The sequence below is a fragment of the uncultured Oribacterium sp. genome, from assembly GCF_902481605.1.
Taxonomy (GTDB): domain Bacteria; phylum Bacillota; class Clostridia; order Lachnospirales; family Lachnospiraceae; genus Oribacterium; species Oribacterium sinus.
In genome coordinates this window covers 56,021-74,352 of record NZ_CABSXI010000001.1, presented here as the reverse complement: position 1 = coordinate 74,352, position 18,332 = coordinate 56,021, and the positions used below count along the sequence as shown (strand labels likewise).

Annotated in this window: 14 protein-coding genes; 1 reads left to right on the top strand and 13 read right to left on the bottom strand. The window is 41.8% G+C overall.

Annotated features, from left to right (window positions below; all coding sequences use genetic code 11):
* Positions 1-52 precede the first annotated feature (52 nt).
* The 11 genes from RDQ32_RS00370 to RDQ32_RS00320 form a co-directional block, all read right to left on the bottom strand.
* The gene (locus RDQ32_RS00370) at positions 53-1,459 is read right to left on the bottom strand and encodes a gluconate:H+ symporter (RefSeq protein ID WP_308578629.1); all 1,407 of its coding nucleotides are present in this window, start codon (positions 1,457-1,459) and stop codon (positions 53-55) included.
* Between the two features lie 93 nt (positions 1,460-1,552).
* The gene (pdxA, locus tag RDQ32_RS00365; RefSeq protein WP_308578627.1) at positions 1,553-2,551 is read right to left on the bottom strand and encodes a 4-hydroxythreonine-4-phosphate dehydrogenase PdxA; all 999 of its coding nucleotides are present in this window, start codon (positions 2,549-2,551) and stop codon (positions 1,553-1,555) included.
* A gap of 78 nt (positions 2,552-2,629) precedes the next feature.
* Positions 2,630-3,934, bottom strand: a complete 1,305-nt coding sequence (locus tag RDQ32_RS00360) for a four-carbon acid sugar kinase family protein (RefSeq protein WP_308578626.1) — start codon at positions 3,932-3,934, stop codon at positions 2,630-2,632.
* 401 nt (positions 3,935-4,335) lie between these two features.
* A complete protein-coding gene (locus RDQ32_RS00355; RefSeq protein ID WP_308578625.1) occupies positions 4,336-5,238 on the bottom strand; it encodes a ribokinase in 903 nt (300 codons plus the stop codon).
* A gap of 11 nt (positions 5,239-5,249) precedes the next feature.
* Positions 5,250-5,999 carry a glutamine amidotransferase gene (locus RDQ32_RS00350; protein ID WP_183682365.1) on the bottom strand — a complete coding sequence of 250 codons (750 nt, stop codon included), beginning with the start codon at positions 5,997-5,999 and terminating at the stop codon, positions 5,250-5,252.
* Positions 6,000-6,067: 68 nt separating this feature from the next.
* Positions 6,068-7,360 carry an ArgE/DapE family deacylase gene (locus RDQ32_RS00345; RefSeq protein WP_308578623.1) on the bottom strand — a complete coding sequence of 431 codons (1,293 nt, stop codon included), beginning with the start codon at positions 7,358-7,360 and terminating at the stop codon, positions 6,068-6,070.
* 20 nt (positions 7,361-7,380) lie between these two features.
* Entirely contained in the window at positions 7,381-8,313 is a 933-nt protein-coding gene (locus RDQ32_RS00340; protein WP_308578622.1) for a nucleoside hydrolase, read from the bottom strand.
* A gap of 56 nt (positions 8,314-8,369) precedes the next feature.
* Positions 8,370-9,308: an ABC transporter permease gene (locus RDQ32_RS00335; protein ID WP_007157123.1), complete on the bottom strand. Its 939-nt coding sequence runs from the start codon at positions 9,306-9,308 to the stop codon at positions 8,370-8,372.
* Positions 9,308-10,381: an ABC transporter permease gene (locus tag RDQ32_RS00330; protein WP_308578619.1), complete on the bottom strand. Its 1,074-nt coding sequence runs from the start codon at positions 10,379-10,381 to the stop codon at positions 9,308-9,310. Before RDQ32_RS00330 ends, RDQ32_RS00335 begins: the two co-directional genes overlap by 1 nt.
* A complete protein-coding gene (locus tag RDQ32_RS00325; protein WP_308578618.1) occupies positions 10,374-12,002 on the bottom strand; it encodes an ABC transporter ATP-binding protein in 1,629 nt (542 codons plus the stop codon). Before RDQ32_RS00325 ends, RDQ32_RS00330 begins: the two co-directional genes overlap by 8 nt.
* A 78-nt stretch (positions 12,003-12,080) precedes the next feature.
* Positions 12,081-13,208 (bottom strand): BMP family protein, encoded by a 1,128-nt coding sequence (locus tag RDQ32_RS00320; protein ID WP_183682351.1) that lies wholly within the window; start codon positions 13,206-13,208, stop codon positions 12,081-12,083.
* A 391-nt stretch (positions 13,209-13,599) separates the two neighbouring features.
* Here RDQ32_RS00320 and RDQ32_RS00315 point away from each other — a divergent pair, with 391 nt between their 5' ends.
* The gene (locus RDQ32_RS00315; RefSeq protein WP_308578616.1) at positions 13,600-15,576 is read left to right on the top strand and encodes a PfkB family carbohydrate kinase; all 1,977 of its coding nucleotides are present in this window, start codon (positions 13,600-13,602) and stop codon (positions 15,574-15,576) included.
* Positions 15,577-15,655: 79 nt separating this feature from the next.
* Here RDQ32_RS00315 and RDQ32_RS00310 read toward each other — a convergent pair whose 3' ends face one another.
* Both RDQ32_RS00310 and RDQ32_RS00305 read right to left on the bottom strand, forming a co-directional pair.
* The gene (locus tag RDQ32_RS00310) at positions 15,656-17,482 is read right to left on the bottom strand and encodes a sugar-binding domain-containing protein (protein ID WP_308578614.1); all 1,827 of its coding nucleotides are present in this window, start codon (positions 17,480-17,482) and stop codon (positions 15,656-15,658) included.
* Positions 17,483-17,499: 17 nt separating this feature from the next.
* Positions 17,500-18,330: a carbohydrate ABC transporter permease gene (locus RDQ32_RS00305; RefSeq protein WP_007157132.1), complete on the bottom strand. Its 831-nt coding sequence runs from the start codon at positions 18,328-18,330 to the stop codon at positions 17,500-17,502.
* Positions 18,331-18,332: the final 2 nt, after the last annotated feature.

The following is an 18,332-nucleotide window of genomic DNA, read 5'->3' as shown; positions in this document are numbered from 1 at the left end:
GCTTCCCGAAAGAAACCAAGCCATTTATCCTCAAACATTTATCCTCGGAAAATTAGTGCATAATAAAGCTAAGGATAATTACTTCCAAACATCCTACAGCCCAGATAATGGTTGTGGTAATGGACCAAACACGAATCTGATCCTTTGCCTCACTTACGCCAAGAGTTCTGTTGACTACCCAGAAGTAGCTATCATTGAAATAACTGAAGAAGCAGGAGCCTACGCAACAAGCCAAAGCGGAAACCACAGGATTAGCTCCGGTAGCCAGGATAATCGGTGCGGAAATACTTGCCGCTGTAGTCATGGCTACAGTTCCGGATCCCTGGATAAAACGCATTACAGTGGAAATCACAAGGGGAAGCAGAATAATCGGTACATTCATTGCGGTAATTCCCTCCGCCATATAGGTTCCCAGTCCGGAATCCTTAATGATTTGTCCTAAAGCTCCACCGCCACCGGTTACCAGCATAATGATTCCTGCAGACATCATTCCCTTCTCCATCGAAGAAAGGATATCCTTACGACTCATCTTTTTGCCAAGAATGAAAATAGCGCTTAATAATCCGATACCAACCGCAACAATAGGCTGTCCCAGGAAAATCAGAATATGGAAAAATCCGTCCATAAGCTTCATTGCCGTAAATACGGTATTCATTAAAATCAAGATGACAGGTAAAACAATGGGAAGGAAGGAAGAAAATGTAGAGGGAAGATTTTCTGAACCTAAATTGATTTCTTTTCCAAGCTCTACACTACCGGCCTGTGCCTCCACAAGCTCATCGTTTTCATTAACAATCCAGTTTAACTTCTTAGCAATATACTTTCTGGCATAAAGAATAGCCACAATGGTCATTGGGATAGAAAGAACCAAAGCCAGTAAGATAAACTGTCCTACATCCACACCGAAGATTCCGCAAACCCCCAAGGGGCCGGGTGTAGGAGGAACCATGGTATGGGTAATTACAAGACCTGCTGCAAGAGCTACCCCCAAAGAAATCAGAGATTTCTTTGTAACCTTGGAAATCGCCTTTGCGATAGGGGACAGGATAATGAAGCCGGAGTCACAGAAGATAGGAATAGAAACCAGGAAACCGGTAAAAGCCAAAGCCTCCTCTTCCTTATTCTTTCCAAATACCTTTAAGAAGCAAAGAGCCATTCGCTTTGCTGCTCCTGTTTCCTCAAAGATTGCTCCCAGCATAACGCCGAAACCAATAATAATACCGATACTGGATAAGGTATTTCCAAATCCGCTGGTAATAGACTGCAAAATACCGAACTTCGTTCCATTTTCCAAGGTGATGGTATTCAAAGGCATTCCGCCAATTACACCAATCACTACGGTAGTGATAATCAAAGCCAAAAAGGCCTGAATCTTTGTCTTTAATACCATGAAAATCAGTAACACAATACCGATTGCCAAGCCCAGGAGCATTTGCTCTCCATGTAAACCATTAACCATACTTTCCTCCTCTTTAGAAAAATACTTTACTTTTCCCCTTCGTTGTCAATTGCTCATTTGCATAAGCCAATTTTTATGTCTTTCCGGTTCTTCTTAGTGCTTAAAAGCCTCTGCATACTTTGCCGCAAGTCGAATCGCTTCTTCCATACTGATGCTGTCTGCAATGCCGGTTCCGGCAATGTCAAATGCAGTTCCATGATCCACAGAAGTTCTTAAAATCGGCATACCGTTGGTAATAGCGATAGTTCTATCAAAATCCAAGGTCTTTGTAGCGATATGCCCCTGGTCATGGTAGAGAGACAGTACGGAGTTGTATCTTCCCTGTGCTGCCTGATGGAAAACAGAGTCTGCCCCGATAGGTCCAACCACAGGATAGCCCTCCTTCTGCAGCTCTTCCACCGCCGGCATAATCTCCTTCACTTCCTCGTCTCCGAATAAGCCATGCTCTCCACAGTGCGGATTCAGGCCGGCAATGGCCATTTTTCCGTCTGTAACCCCCAGCTTTTTCAAAGCCTCCAGACAACGCTTCACATAGTCCTTAATTCGCTCCTTGGTAATCATATCCAGCATTTTCCTAAGAGATACATGTCTGGTTAAGAAGAACACTCTCATGCCGTTACACTCAAACATGGTCAAAGGATCTTCCGTATTGGTTAATGAACCAAAAATCTCCGTGTGACCGATAAAGGGTACCTCTGCCGCCTTTAAGGATTCCTTGTTGATGGGCGTGGTAGCCACCGCATCCACCAGTCTTTCATTGGCCAGCTCGATAGATTTCTTAATATAGGAAAATGCAGCCTTTCCGCACATTGCGCTGACCTTTCCATAGGCAAAGTCCGCCATGGAAATTTCGCCCTCCTGCATATAGTAAAGGCTGTCCTTATCCTCTCCCAATTCCTCTATTTTTTCAATTTTCTGCAAACGAATGGGAACTTTACAGATTTCCACCGCCTTTTCCAAAATCTTTCCGTCTCCGATAACCACTACCTTTGCAATGTCCTGGATTTCCTTTTTGGATACAGCCTTCACCACAATCTCCGGACCGATTCCCGCAGGATCCCCCATAGGTACTGCAATTACTGCTTTCTTCATTTTATCCTCCTTCTTTTCATCATTTTTATTTTTGAGACCGGCAAATCTTGTTTCGTAAAATCTATTAGATTTACCATTTTATACAAAGAGCTTTTCCTTCAGGAAGGAAATGCAACGGATGATGGCATCTCTTCCGCCCTGGCTACCTCCCTTTGTAACCATATGCATTCCCGGGAAATCCCCCAGAAGCATTTCCCCGTGAGCCGCCAAGGGTAAAACCTCTTCCTTTAAGCTAAGACCTGCAGTTTGAAAGCGTTTGCAAATAGATACCGTCACATCTCCACCGCTACTGTATATTCCCTTAAAGCTCTTTTCCCGCTCACAGATTCGATGAGCAATCTCCGCAAAAGCCAGATTCATCTTATTGCTGATTTCTTCGATTTGGCAGGCTCTGCTTTCCGCAAGCTTTCCCAGATCCACACGATTTTCCGGATAGATGCCGTCTCCCGTCACCGTGAAGACTCTATCCTTGTCCACATCCTTTAGAATGGCATCCACCACTCTTTGAACCTCCTGCTCCCACTGCTCTTCCCCTTCCAAAAGCGCCTTGGTTTCCACAAAAACGTTCTTGCATCTTTGGGAAAGCCACAGCTCTTCCAGCTGCAATCTGGTATGAGGATTTACGCTGCCTACCACAGCCAAAACCTTGTTTTTCTCCTTCTTTTCTGTGGGAGGAATTCTCTTTCTCACAAGACTTGCGGTAAACACACCGGGATCCACCGCCAAGACCTTTAGCTTGGAGGTCTCCACCGCATCCGCAATTAAATCAATGTCTTCCTGGCTTACACAGTCCACCACAATAATGCGGTTTCCCTCCTCCGCCAGCTTCTTCATGCAATCCGCAAGATAATGCTTTCCGTGCAGCAAATCCTTCATCAAAATGGAGGCAATGGGGTATTTGCTCTGCTTTCGGAACAGCTCAGCCACCTCAGGATTATTCACCGGCGTTTTCGGATCAATGGCAATATCCGTCTTATGAAGCGGAAGCCCCTCCACCAACATATAGCCTCCGAGAACTATACGGGAGGATGTGGGGAAGCAAGCTACCACAATAGCCACATAGTCTTCTCCAAGGGATTCCAGCATGGCATCCACTTCCGCTCCCAGGTTTCCTCGTAAAGTACTGTCAATCCGTTTGCCGTAAACCTTGGTATCTTCGTTCTTCAGTAGATTACAAACATTGGAAACTCTTCTATACGCCAGGTCCTGATCAATCCCTCTACTGTCCGTAGGATATAAAACGCAGTCACACTGCTCCAGCATAGACAGCTCTAAACGCTCAGCATTTAAAACCGTATAGGCGCTATAATTCATCTTTTTCAGTAAAACTCCCGTGGCATTTGCTCCGGTTAAATCATCTGCGATGACAATACACTTTGGCATTCTTCTCCTCCACTTGTTGATAGTTCTTAATGGATGTTCCTATGTGTTCCTTTATCTTGATAAGTGCACCTGGGCATTCGTATAAATCTCCCATAACGGATATACATTCATACATCTTAGCGCATGTTAATATGTGTTCTTTTATGTTTATTTAATGAAAATATAAACATACCTAACAGAACTGTCAATAAAATCCACACGAAAATAAACAGATTTGTTAATTTAGATTAAAATAAACTACCGGTTTTGTAGAAAATCCCCTCCATCCACCAAACTTTCTTCACAGAACTAAATAGAAGGCTTTATCCTCAAAGCAAAGCCATATAAAACCTCCTCCAAAAACTCCTATCACATAAAAAAACCGCACTTTCGTACGGTTTTTTATAATCACTATTTTTCTTTTAACTAAAGGAAAAAGATAATACTTCTTCCTTCAAGGGAATGGATGGAGCCGCACCAAATCGGGAAATGGCAATTCCTGCAGCTCTGGCTGCCAAGTCCATGGCTTTCGGAACCGTTTCTCCATTTAAAATTCCTGCAATAAAGTATCCGGTAAAGGTATCTCCCGCAGCAGTGGTATCCACAATTTCCGTTTTATAGGATCTTTGGCGATAAAGGCTTTCCCCGTCAAAGTAAAGAGCTCCTTCCCCACCAAGGGTTAAAACGATTTTCGCTGTAGGATACTGAAGATGTAAGGCTCTAATCATTTCTTCGCTCTCTCGGTCGGCACTATCCTGTCCTAAGATCTGCGCTGCCTCCACTTCATTCAAAAGAAAATAATCCACATATTCCAAAGGTAAAGCTAAGATTGCTTCATTCATAGGAGAAGGATTCAGCACAATCTTCATTCCTCTTTCATAGGCCAGTTTCATAATACTGTCTATCTCATTGATTTCATTTTGCAATAGAAGAAAATCTCCTTCGGCAAAATTTGCGATAGTCTTCTGCACCTGTGCCTTGCTGATTTTATGATTTGCACCGCTATAGAGAATAATACAATTATCCCCCTCTTTATCCTTTTGAATAATCGCCGTTCCTGTTTGTACGCTATCCAAAGACTGCACATAGTCTATGTTCACGCCTGATTCCTGAAGCAGCTTTAGAAGAAATTCTCCGTCCTTTCCTACCGCTCCGGCATGAATCGTAGAAACACCGGCTCTTCCCAAAGCCAGAGACTGATTTAAGCCTTTGCCCCCCGGAAATATGTTTAAAGCATCAGAGGAAATCGTTTCTCCTTTTTGAACAAAATGGTCCAGACTGTAAACATAGTCAATGTTTAAAGAACCAAAATTTAAAACCTTCATAGCTTCTCCCGTTATGCTTCCTTTGTCAGCCAACGCGCAAGGTTTTGGAACAAGCGGTTGTAATCCTTCCACTCACAGAATTCAGGTGGTGCCCAGTGGGGAGCACAGTCCGTGGTGAACACAGCGGATCTTCCCTTACCGTATTCTCCCAAAGCGATAAAAGGATCATCACATACTGTTGCTAAAAGTTCTGCCTCTGGTTTTAAGATAGTCTTGTTATAGCCTAAAACTCTTGGCCAGGTCTTTTCTAATCCCTCAAGGATAGCATGCTCTTTCACAGAAACAGGGCGAACTCCTTCACAATGCTCCATACGATCATCTGTAGCAAGTACCTGGACCGGTAAAACCTCCTGCACAGCTGTGTCCTGCCACTTTCCCTTAGCATCCACGCCGGAGAAGGTCAAATATCCTCCTACCATTAAGAGAGCGCCTCCATCCAAGACATAGTCCCGAAGTAAGTTACAACGGTTCGGCATAATTTCGCTGCGAGTAAAGGTTGCTCCGGGTAAAAGAAGAGTATTGGCTCCAATGTCTGATAAAATAATCAAATCATACTGCTTTAATTCTTCCAAGCTGAAAGGAAATTCTTCTGTTGCCAAATGATTTGGAAGAAATGTAAACTCATATCCTCCCTCTTCAAAAGCTCTCTTAATATACTTCTCTCCTGTCTCGTAAACAGACGTATAAAAGCTGTCAAAGCCTTTCACGTGAGTGGTATAGCTCATCCATGATTCCCCTGCCAATAAAACTTTCTTTGCCATGTTTTTATTCTCCTTTTCTTTTCACTATTTGTTCTTAAAAGCTTTGTATTCCTTTTAAGAGCACTGTATTAAGCCTGACAAAAGTCCAATATCAGTTCTGCATAAATCAAGATAGACTGTAAGTAAGCCTCCAAATCCAGCCATTCATCCACAGCATGACACTGGGCAAGATTTCCCGGTCCAAACTGTATGGTGGGGCATTCCGCGATATTTCTCCATAAACGAGAATCACAACCTGCCGGAGAGCCTACTACCTTGACATCCTTTCCTCTGACTTCGGAATAAGCCCTCTTAAAGCTGTCCACAAAGGGAGAATTCTCCTCCATCTCAAAGCCGCCGCCAAATTGTGTAATCTGTATTTCCGGTAAATGCTCTTCCATCCAAGCATCCGATTTCGCAACTCTTTCCACTACATCTTGGAATTCTTTTACCACCTGATTGTGACTCATCTGATTGGGAAGATAATGCACACAAACCTCAAACATACACTCCTCCGCCACAGTGGAACCGGCAGTTCCTCCATGGATAAGACCTACATTTAAGTTTGGAGCCGGTAAAAGAGGATGCTTGTAATGTAAAAGCCATTCATGCTCCTTCTCGTTTAAAGCCTGAATCACCTTAATTGCTTTTTCTATGGCGCTGACACCATTCTGCTTGGCGCCGGAATGACATGCTTTCCCGGCAAATTTTACCCTGAAAAAGACAAAACCCATATGCGCCAAAATTAACTCATCGCTAGTGCCCTCACAGACCACAACGCCATCCGCCCTCTGCCCACTCATAATCGCCTGCATGGAGCCGTTTCCGCCGCCTTCTTCATCACAGACTGAAGTGATTTTCACAGAACCGGAGAAGGGAATTCCTGCATCCTGCAAAAGCTTTACCGCCATAGTTGCAGCCATCAGCCCCCCCTTCATATCTGCAGTACCTCTTCCGTAAAGCTTTCCGTCCCTGATCGTAGGGCTAAAGGGAGGCGTGGTCCATTCCTCCACTTCATCCGCGGGCATTACATCTATATGGCCGTTAAACATCAGGGTTTTACCGGGCTTTTCTCCGTTAAATTGAGCGTAAACATTGTATCGGTCCGTCTGCTGATGCCCCAGGTTTCCCTCTTGATAAAGGGAGAAGCATTTTTCAATATCCTCTTCCTTCATGGAATCCAAAGTGACTTCCGCTCCCATCTTCCTAAAGAGCTCCGCCATATAATCCTGTCCTTGTTTTTCCAGGCCGCCATCAATCCCATGCCCCAAATCATGAGTATCTATCGCCACGAGCTCCGATAGGCGATCAATATATTTCTGTTTGTTTTTTTCTAAAACCTTTTTTAAAGCTTCCACTGTATTCCTCCCGGAGATACCCATTGCCGACTATCTTGTCCACATTAGTCGTATAGTTTTAAGCCATCTTCTACAATGTCCCAAAACTTTTCCACATCAATATCAATACCTACATTGACATTTGGCTCCTTCTTCATATAGCCAAAGAAATCACAGTTGGTTCTGCCATAGGACTGAGAACTGGATGTGTCCACTGTCACATTCATGGGCTTTGTAATCAGAACCGTAGAGTCAATAAGGTAAGCAATGGTAATGGGATCGTGCAAAGGGCCACCCTCCCAACCATATACCTCTTTTTGCGTTTTACAGAAAAATGCCATTAGATCCGTAAATAAGTCCGAAGCCTTGTTGCCAACCTTACGCATCCGCTCCACAATTTCCGGATAACAAAGAGCCTTTCTGGTTACATCCAGCCCCACCATGGTGATAGGAAGTCCGGAGGAAATGCAAACATGAGCCGCTTCCGCATCCGCCAATATATTAAACTCCGCAGCAGGAGTTACATTTCCATTGGCGTAGGAACCACCCATAAAAACAATTTCTTGAATCTTATTCACAATTTTCGGCTCCATACGAAGAGCCATACCCAAATTCGTCATAGGGCCGGTGGTAACCACAGTGATTTTTTCCGGAGAATTCATCAAAGTCTTAATGATATAGTTAACAGCATGATCTGCCTCAATTTCCCGATTTAATTTCTCGAATACAGGACCATCTAAACCGGTTTCCCCGTGGATGTCTCCGGCAATCACCTTATCTCTCACCATAGGTTGACCGCAACCTGCATAAACCGGAAGATTCAGGTCTAAATGCTGTACTAAATGTAAAGCATTTCTCTGAGTATTTTCCAAAGTCTGATTTCCTGCAACAACAGTAATCCCCAAAAGTTCCAAATTAGGATTCTTTGCCGCAAGAATTATCGCCACTGCATCATCATGTCCCGGATCACAATCTAATATAATTTTTCTTTTATTCATTCTTTTAACATTCCTTCCATTTTCTTAATCCTAAACTCAATTTCAAATAACATTCTCTAATTCGTAATTAATGAAGATTGCTTTTTCTTGGTAGCCTGAATCTTTACCGCCATGGAAATAGCCAGTACTACAATGGTCACAATATAGGGCATCATCAAAATAAATTGAGCAGGAATACCGTAGGCCTGTAATCTGGCTCCAACAGAATCGGAAAATCCGAAAAGCAAACACCCCATCGCTGTCAGCACCGGATTTGCACCTCCGAAGTACATTGCCGCAACTCCCATAAAACCACGGCTGTTGGTCATATTTTCCACAAACTGTGTACTATAGCCCAAAGATAAATGGGCTCCCGCCAATCCACCGATTAAACCGGATATCAACATAGCTTGATATTTAACTGCATTAGCTTGAATTCCCGCAGTTTCAGCAGCCATAGGAAATTGTCCTACAGCACGAAGGCGTAATCCCCATACCGTCTTATAGAAGATAAACTGCAAAAGAATAATAAAAATAATTACAAACCATTCCGTAAAGCGCCAGTCATTAAACAAGCTGTTTAAGACCGGAACATTTTCCAAAAATGTCATATGCAATTTTGGAATAGGAACGATTGAGGGATTGGAAAAGCTTCCGCTGGTATGGAAAAACACCTGAAGCATAAACTTGGTTAATGCAATAGCCAAAAGATTTATGCCCATACCGATGGCACAAATTTCAGAATTGTACTTAATATGACTAACAGCCATAATCATAGCAATGAGAGCTCCACCAAGCATAGCCGCCAGAATTCCCAGCATCCAGCTACCGGTAAAATAGCTCACAGCCACCGCTGTAAAGGCTCCCACCAGCATAATTCCCTCAGTACCGATATTTAAAATATTTGCCTGCTGTGTTATCGCTGCACATAAAGCTGCATAGATTATGGGAGTGGATGCCCGGAAGGTTGCATAAATCAGTGATAGATTAAAGATTTTTCCTAAATTCTCTGACATTATTTATCCCCTCCTTTCTCTATCTGATTAGAAGCTATCTCTGTTTTTAATTCCTTTTCCAGCTTTCTCCGCTGCCGAAGACTAATGACAAAATCCATGGTTGCGATAATAATAAACACTGCAGAGATAGTATCTACAATAGATTTCGGTACGCTGGTAGCCTGCTGCATAGCCATAGCCCCTGCCTTTAATACCGCCAAGAAAAAAGCCACAAACGGAGTAAAGAGCATGTTTGACTTCACAATTAATGCTGCCAACATACCATTCGTTCCTAAATCCCTTGCAAAACCGTCCAGATAGTATCCATGTACACCAAGAACTTCTATGCATCCTGCAACTCCACCAAGGGCTGCAGAAAGTAACATCGCACCGATAAAGACTTTTTTAGAATTAATACCGGCATAATCCGCATGGGCAGGATTGGTTCCCACAGTTCTAATCTTATATCCCCACTTTGTCTTATAAGTCATCCAAATGACTGCCAATACCAAAAGGATAGCAATAAAAACCCCCATATTTGCCGAAGAAGGCTTCATGATTTTCGGAATCGTTACCAGCACAGGCTTGGACTGAGGAGTAGCCACTCCTGCGCTCATGGGTCCACTAACCAGATATGAACCAATATACAGCGCTACCGTATTCATCAAAATCGTTACACAGACTTCCGATACATTAAAATAAGCCTTCAAAATCGCCGGAATCAAGCCCCATAGCATGGCTACCACAATGGCCCCGGTAAAGCAGGCAAGATATAAAAGAGGTACAGATAAAAATCCCCAATTGATACCGATATAAGCAGCAGTAATGCCTCCTAAAATTACTTCTCCCTCTACTCCGACATTAAACGCACCAGCCTTAGCTGCCACTGCAAATGCTGTTGCAGTAAGCAGTAAAGGAGTAAAGCCCGCAATGACATTTCCTCTTCCCAGTTTTGTTCCCAAAGCGCCTTTTAACAATGCCAGATAAGCATCAATAGGATTTTCCCCAATGGCAAGAATAAAAATGGCGCCCACCAAAATCGCCAGGAAAAAGGTAAACAATATTTTCAAAAAGCTGTTCAAAGACTTATTCATCTCCCTTTCCTCCTTCCTGTAACTGATTTTCCGTCACGCCTTCTTTTGCCTGATGGTCTTCTACATCAACTTTAGGCTGTTGCTTTGTCATATCTTCTTTTACCTGATGATCCACCGTACCTCCCATCATCAGAAGTCCCAGGTTGTTTTCATTGGCTTCTCCGGCACTAAGCTCTCCGGTAATCGTTCCTTCGTGAATAACAATGATGCGATCGGAAAGGGATGTGATTTCTTCCAACTCCGTAGAAACCAGCAATACTCCTGCACCGTTCTTCTTCGCCTCCTCCAAAGTCTTTTGAATAGACTCTATGGCACCGATATCCACTCCTCTGGTAGGCTGAGCCGCCACCAGTAGCTTCTTATTCATGGAAACTTCTCTTGCTACTACTACCTTCTGTGCATTTCCTCCGGAAAGAGAGGATGTGGGTAGCTTATAGTCTGTGGGGCGAATATCAAAGCGCTTCACCATTTCTTCAGAATGCCGGTCCATAGCAGCTGTATTCATGACCATCCCCCTGCTGAAGGGTGCTTTGTCCACTTCCACCGCAACTAGATTTTCTTCAATACTCATGGTTCTATTCAGTCCCCGGGTATTTCTATCCTCCGGAATATGTGCCAATCCCACTTCTCGTACTTTTTTCGGAGAAAGGTTGGTGATTTCCTTTCCGTCCAGGAAGATATGCCCTCTCTCCACAGGACGTAGACCGGTGATTGCCTCAATCAGTTCTGATTGCCCATTTCCGTCTATACCGGCAATGCCCACAATTTCTCCCTCATTCACATGTAAGGACAGGCCTCGAATTTTGGAGCTTTCCTTTTGACTGGGAATCCAGACATCTTGTACATCCAAAATTTTCTTTCCTGCTTTTTCATATGTCTTATCAATATGTAGGAACACTTCTCGGCCAATCATTTTCTTGGTTAAATCCAGAGGAGAAGTTTCTTCTTTAGACACAATTCCCATATGCAACCCCTGTCGCATAACAGAAATACGATCCGAAATTTCCATAACTTCGTTTAGCTTATGAGAAATAAACACCAGAGATTTTTGCTCTTTCTTTAAATTATTTAATATCTCAAAAAGCTTTTTAGTTTCTTGAGGAGTCAAAACAGCAGTAGGCTCATCCAAGATGATAATATCCGCCCCTCTCATCAGGGTTTTGATAATTTCTACACGCTGTGCTTCTCCCACGGAAATCTGGCTAACCTTTTTGTCCAGCTGAATCTCCATGTTGTATTGGTCAATAAAGTGTTGAATCTCTTTTCTTGCCTTATCGAAGTCAATCTGTAGTCCCTTTTTAGGCTCAAAACCTAAAATAACATTTTCCAACACAGTCAAATCATTGACGAGCATAAATTCCTGATGAACCATTCCAATCCCATGTTGAATGGCCAACTTGGGATCTAACTTGCCCATGGACTGTCCCTTAACAATAATCTCACCGGAATCTATGGGGTACATACCGTAAAGCAGTTTCATCATAGTAGACTTTCCTGCTCCGTTTTCTCCGATTAATGAATGAATTTCTCCCTTAATCAGGTTGAATTGTCCATCTTTTACGGCATGCACTTCTCCAAAGGATTTTACGATGTTTTTCATTTCTACAACAAATTCACTCATTACTCTCCCTCATTTAACTGATAAAGAAAGGGCATGGGAGCCCTAAAGAGTCCCATGCCCGACACAAAGTTTCAGGCTTTATGCTTTCGGACCGAAACCTTCATAATTTTCCACTACAATCTCACCGGAGATAATCTTCTTGGACAGTTCTTCGCACTTGTCTACGATATCCTGTGGGAACTTCTCTCCCAAAGACTTCTTGATCTCTGCGAAATCAGTTAAGCTCACACCGCCCTCTGCCAAAGACAGATACTGGGTGGAACCGCCCTTAAATGTCCCCTCAACAACAGACTGAATAACAAGATAGCACGCATTATCTACTCTCTTCACCATGGAAGTTACCACATGTCCAGGCTGGTCAGCATCCTGGTTTAAGTCTACGCCGATAGCATACTTATCCGCTTCCTTTGCCGCTTCCAAAATTCCTGTTCCTGTTCCGGAAGCCACATTCATAACAATATCAGCTCCCTGCTCATACTGTGCAAGAGTTAATTCTTTTCCCTTTAACGGATCTGTCCAAGAACCTGCAAAAGCCTGCAAAATAGTAACATCCGGATCGATGTACTTTGCGCCCTGCTCATATCCTGTATAGAAATCATGGAGTACAGGAATATCCATTCCGCCAACCCATCCGATTACATGTGCATCATTTACATTAGGAATATCAGTTTTCTGTGTAAACATAGCTGCTGCAGCACCGGCAAGGAAAGAACCCTGATTCTGGGCAAAGCTGATGGATTCCACGTTATCAAGATCAACGGTTGTATCAATTACCGCAAACTTAACATCCGGATAGTTAGGAGCATGCTCTGTAATGTAATCAGCGATATTGGAAGATGCACCGATGATAAGGTCATAACCTTCTTCGCAGGCAGCCACTAAATTCGCTTCCCATTCCTGTGCCGTAGTGCCTTCAAGAGACTTTAATTCAATACCGAAATCCTCAACTGCCTTCTTCGCACCGGCATTGCAAGAGTCATTGTAGGACTTATCGCCTAAGTTACCTGTGTAAACGATACAAACACGAACACCCTTTTTCTCTTTGGAATCAGACTTATCAGAAGACTTTTCCTCCTTAGAATCAGCCTGTGCAGCCTCGGTTTTGTTCGCATTGGACTCTGCCACCTCATTTGCAGACTTTCCGCATCCCAGCAATAAGGAACAACTTAACAAGCTTGCCAGAATTACACTCAGACATTTTTTCATTCTCTTTTTTCCTCCTTCACAAATATACGCTTTTTGCATCACCTAGATTATTTGTACAGGAAACTGTTTTCCTATACTTATTTTCTTATTCATAAGATATATCATCCGCCAGATTTGTGTCAATATCAATATATTTCTGTCGACAATTTTATCTGTTTTCAACTAAATGCAATATTATTTATATACAATATGCACATGTTTCGCACTGCATATCTCTTTCGTCAAAAGATTATTTTTTGCTTTCTTCCAATTCCCTCTTATTTTTTTGTCTGTTTCTTACAATTATAACAAGTTCCAAAATATTAGGCTCCACCTGAAAACGAAAACAAAGGTTCTAAATTCCTTAAGTTTATTATATGATAAGCACAAGTGTTAAAGTAGGAGAAAAAGTATGACCATTAAAGAATTTGCTCAATTAGCCGGTGTGTCTGTATCAACCGTTTCCAAAATTTTGAATCATAAAGACGCAAATATCAGCCCCCAAACAAGAGAGCATGTCCTTTCCCTTGCAAAGATTCATAATTATAAACCTTACTCTTTTGTGAGAACACAATATCCCGAAAAAACCAGTATTTTCGGGGTTATCTTTCGAGACTGTATTCCCGACGACAGACTCCTGAAAGGTTTAATGAATGTTGCCCGTTCCTACGGTTATGGCATAACAGTGCTGGAAAGCCATTTAAACAAAACGCAAGAATTAAAAAACCTATCCTTGCTTACTTCAAGCAATGTTGACGGCATTCTGTTTAATCCTATCAATTCCAAGCCATCTTCTGAAGTCTATGCACAGCTGAAGCAAAGTAAAAAACCCTACTTTCTTTTCAGTACAGAAGAAGATATTCCCGGTCCGGATTTTCTGCCTACCATTTCCTATAAAAGTATGGCGGAATTCTTGACCCAAAATCTGGTTCAAGCAGGACATTCCAAAATCGCCCTTGTGGCAGAAAAGGAAAGTCCTATTCGAAATGAATTTATTGAAGGTTTCAAAAGCTGTCTGTATCAAAATGCCATTTCTTTTACGGAAGAATTCATTTTCAGTAAAGATAACGAAAAATTTTACCGCCATATTTCCTGCGGGAGTATTAGTGCTGTACTAACTCTGCACTTCCAAAGTAGCTTTCAAATCTATCAAAGATTACTAAGCCGTCATTTGCATATTCCCAATGACTTTTCCTTGCTTACCTTATGTAAACACCAAAGCAATATTAATAACTTCTCCGAAATATCAGCCCTGCTAATCCCCTTTGAAGAATTTGGAGAATATCTTGGCTCCTGCCTGATCAAGCATCTTGAGCATTCTGAAAATACAGAACAGGAGCGAAAGCATTTTCAGCCGGACTATCATTTAAACCACACTAAATCTATTTCCGCCCCCGCTATGACTAAAAGAAAAAAAGTTCTTGTTTTGGGAAGTGTAAATATTGATTCCTACCTATTTTTCCGAGAGCTTCCCAGCCCGGGAATGGCAGCCAAGACCAGTCGTTCTTCCAACTATTTAGGCGGAAAAGGGATGAACCAAGCCATCGGAGTGAGCAAATTGGGACATCACGCCAGCATTATAGGGCTTGTCGGGGATGATTTGGAAGCAGATACCATTTACGAAAGTGCAAAGCAAGCAGGGATCAATACCGCCTATTTGAAGCGTGTCCACGGAGAATTAACCGGCAAAGGATATATTTTCTTAAACAACAGCGGAGATTCCATCGTCTCCATCCTTTCCGGGGCCAATGAGTGTGTCAGTAAGAAACATGTTGAAGAGGCACTTCCCATCTTCAAAGACAGTCATCTATGCCTTCTAAATACTGAAGTTCCGCAGGATACGATCTTGACCGCTTGTCGTTTAGCAAAAAGCCACAAGCTCCCTGTCCTATTGAAGCCTTCCTCCATAAGGCAAATAAACCCGGAAATCCTTGCCTTAACGGATATCTTCCTCCCAAATTTAGAGGAAGCACAGATTCTTTTATCCACAGAAGAATCTCAGCTTTCCAAAAAACTACAGAAGATGCAGGCAAAAGAAGCTTGCGATAAAGCACTTTTAGAACAGTGTGCCGATTACTTTCTAAAAAAAGGGGCAAATATGGTGATTATAACCCTGGGAAAACAAGGACTTTTTGCAAAAGGAAAAGGCATATTAGGGCTTTATCCCGCCAAGGAAGTTAAAGCAATCGATACCACCGGAGCAGCCGATGCCTTTATCAGTGCCCTAGCCTCTTATATTCTTCTGGACTTTCCTATGGAGCAGGCTATCCGTATTGCAAGCTATGCAGCAGCACTAAGTGTCACAAGAGAAGGAGCCGCCCCCTCCCTAGTGGATAAGAACAGCTTGGAAGCTTATATAGCAACGGAAGAGCCGGAGATTTTGGAATAATAAATATTTTGTATGCTATCAAAAAAGCACACTTACCTCTTGGTAAATGTGCTTTTTTAGCCTCCAACATTCTTATATCTTAGTCGAATAAATGAATTAACCTTCCGTCAGATGGCCTGGTAAGATTAATTTTTCTAATCGCCTCAGGGGACACTTTATATTCATGGTTTTCATCCAACAGTCCATTTACTTCCTGCTCCACATCCGTTAACTGTGTATAACAAAAACCTTGGAAGAACGGAAGTTCTATTATGGCCTTTGTTATGGATTCATATCTTTCTAAAAATGCTTCTTCTGTTTCTACAGTATTGCCATATCCCCACTGTTCTTTTTCCTTTGTGGAAAATGCTATCCCACCATACTCAGTAAGTAATATTGGTTGCTTATCATATTGATACCCATTGGAAAAAGCCGATTTAAATCCACAATGATATTCTTCCGTAGTCTTCATTTGCTCCATAAAAGTACTGTATCGATTGAAGAAATCTTCCCCCCTTTCCGTATAGTCATGAAGTGTCAACAAATCCGTTTTGGTGTGCTCCCAACCATCATTAGAGATTACAGGCCTATATGGATCCAAAGATTTTGTCAAATAGTATATCCCTTCTGTCAAATACTGTTCCGCTTTTTCTTTTTCAATTTCAAATACTCCCCATGATTCGTTGAAAGGCGTCCAAGCAATGATAGAGGGATGATTATAATTTTGTTTTACTGCCTCCATCCATTCTTTAGTAAAAGCCATAATGCTTTCTTGATTGAAGCGATAATTTGATGGGAATTCACTCCATACCAATATACCCATAGTATCGCATAAGTAAAGGAATCTCTCATCCTCTATCTTCTGGTGTTTTCTGACTCCATTGAAGCCCATTTCTTTAATCTTTTGCAAGTCATGCAATAAAGCCTCTTCGTCCTTTGGTGTTAATCCTGTATCCTTCCAATAACCCTGATCCAATATCAACCTTTGATATAATGGACAGCCATTTAGTAGGAACTTCCCCTCTTCTATCCTTATTTCTCGGAGCCCAAAATAGCTGAAAACGGAGTCTAACATTCCATCTTCTTCCTTGATTTTAATCTCCAAATCGTACAGATTAGGCTCCTGAGGACTCCATCTCTTCACCAAAAATGGATCTATAGCAGGATTATCCAAATAGACTTTTAACTTAAATCTTCCTTCTTGAACTATCGCCTGAACCTCTGTCACATCTATATTCTGATACTTCACTTTCAGATTGGCAAACAATGGACATTTAGATGGCTTTGTTTCAACAGAAAGCAAGCAAGCATCTTCAACAAGCCCTTCTATTTCTACTGTATGTTCATATAGCTGTGGTGTGATTTTAACATCTTTAATATATCTTTGATTAACAACTTCTCCCCAAACGCTTTTCCAAATTCCGGAAGTTTGTATATACCAACAAGCATAACTATACTGTTCCCATCTTTGCTTTCCCCTAGGTTGTTCCATATTCGAAGAGTCAATAGCCAAAACAGTCAATATATTCTCTTTATCTTCAATGTACTCTGTCACATCAACAGAAAAGCGAGAATAGCCACCGCAATGCTGCCCAACTTGCTTTCCATTAATATAAACCTTGCTCAAATAATCTACGCCCTCAAAATGCAGAATAAATCGTTTTCCCTCCAGCTCCTTCTTATTAACAGGCAGCATTCTCTGATACCATAAATATCCGGAATGATTCTGAATATGTACTCCACTTTCTTTTGTTTCCGGACTAAAGGGAACTAAAATTTTTCTCTTTTCCGCTAGCGGTATCCCCATCTCCCAATGGCTTTTTTCTCCGGTTTTTTCATTGTCAAAAGCAAAGTCCCATTCCCCATTTAGTTCTATCCACGAGTCTCTTACTAATTGTGGTCTGGGATAATTTTCAATATGTTTCATGCTATTCTCCTTTTCCTTTATCCTTTGATACCACCTGTACTAATTCCTTGAACAATTTGCTTTTCAAATATTAGATATAAAATAATCATCGGCAAAGAAGCCACCATGTTTATACACATTGGAATGACAAAATCGGGCCTCTCTATCTTAATCAACGTCGGAATCCCGATAGGTAGCGTATATAGTTTTTCGCTAAATACACAAAGTAGTGGCCAAATATAATTATTCCAACTTGCGATGAAACTCATGATAGCAATTGTCGCAATGATTGGTCTTGAAAGCGGAAGGACGACTTTAGTGTAAATTATCCATTCCCCACCTCCATCGATTCGTACTGCCTCAAAAAGTTCTCTTGGTAGTGACCTAAAAAAGCTATAAGTGATTACAAAATTCATAGAACTGGCCACAGATGGCAAAATCAAACCGCTATAGCTATCAATTAGCTTTAATTTGCTCATTAATACAAATAAAGGAATAATCGTTGCCTCACTGGGAACCAGAATTCCAATAAGAAAATAAAAATAGAAAAAGCCACTTCCTTTAAAGGAAATATGAGCTATGCTATACGCCGCTAATGTAGACACAAGAACAGACAATGCGGTAGTCACCACAGCGACAATCAGGCTATTACAGAACCATCGAAACACTCCTGTTTTCAATAAAACCTGAGGATAATTTTGTAATGTATAGGGTGGTGTAAACCAAGAAAACACATTATGAAATTGCTTTCCTTCGTATTGAATGGAACAAAACAGCCCCCAAATAATCGGAGAAAGCATAATTAAAGCGATAAGTAAGGAAAGTGCAGAAATAAGATTGCTTTGTATTGTTTTCGTTCTATTTCTCATAC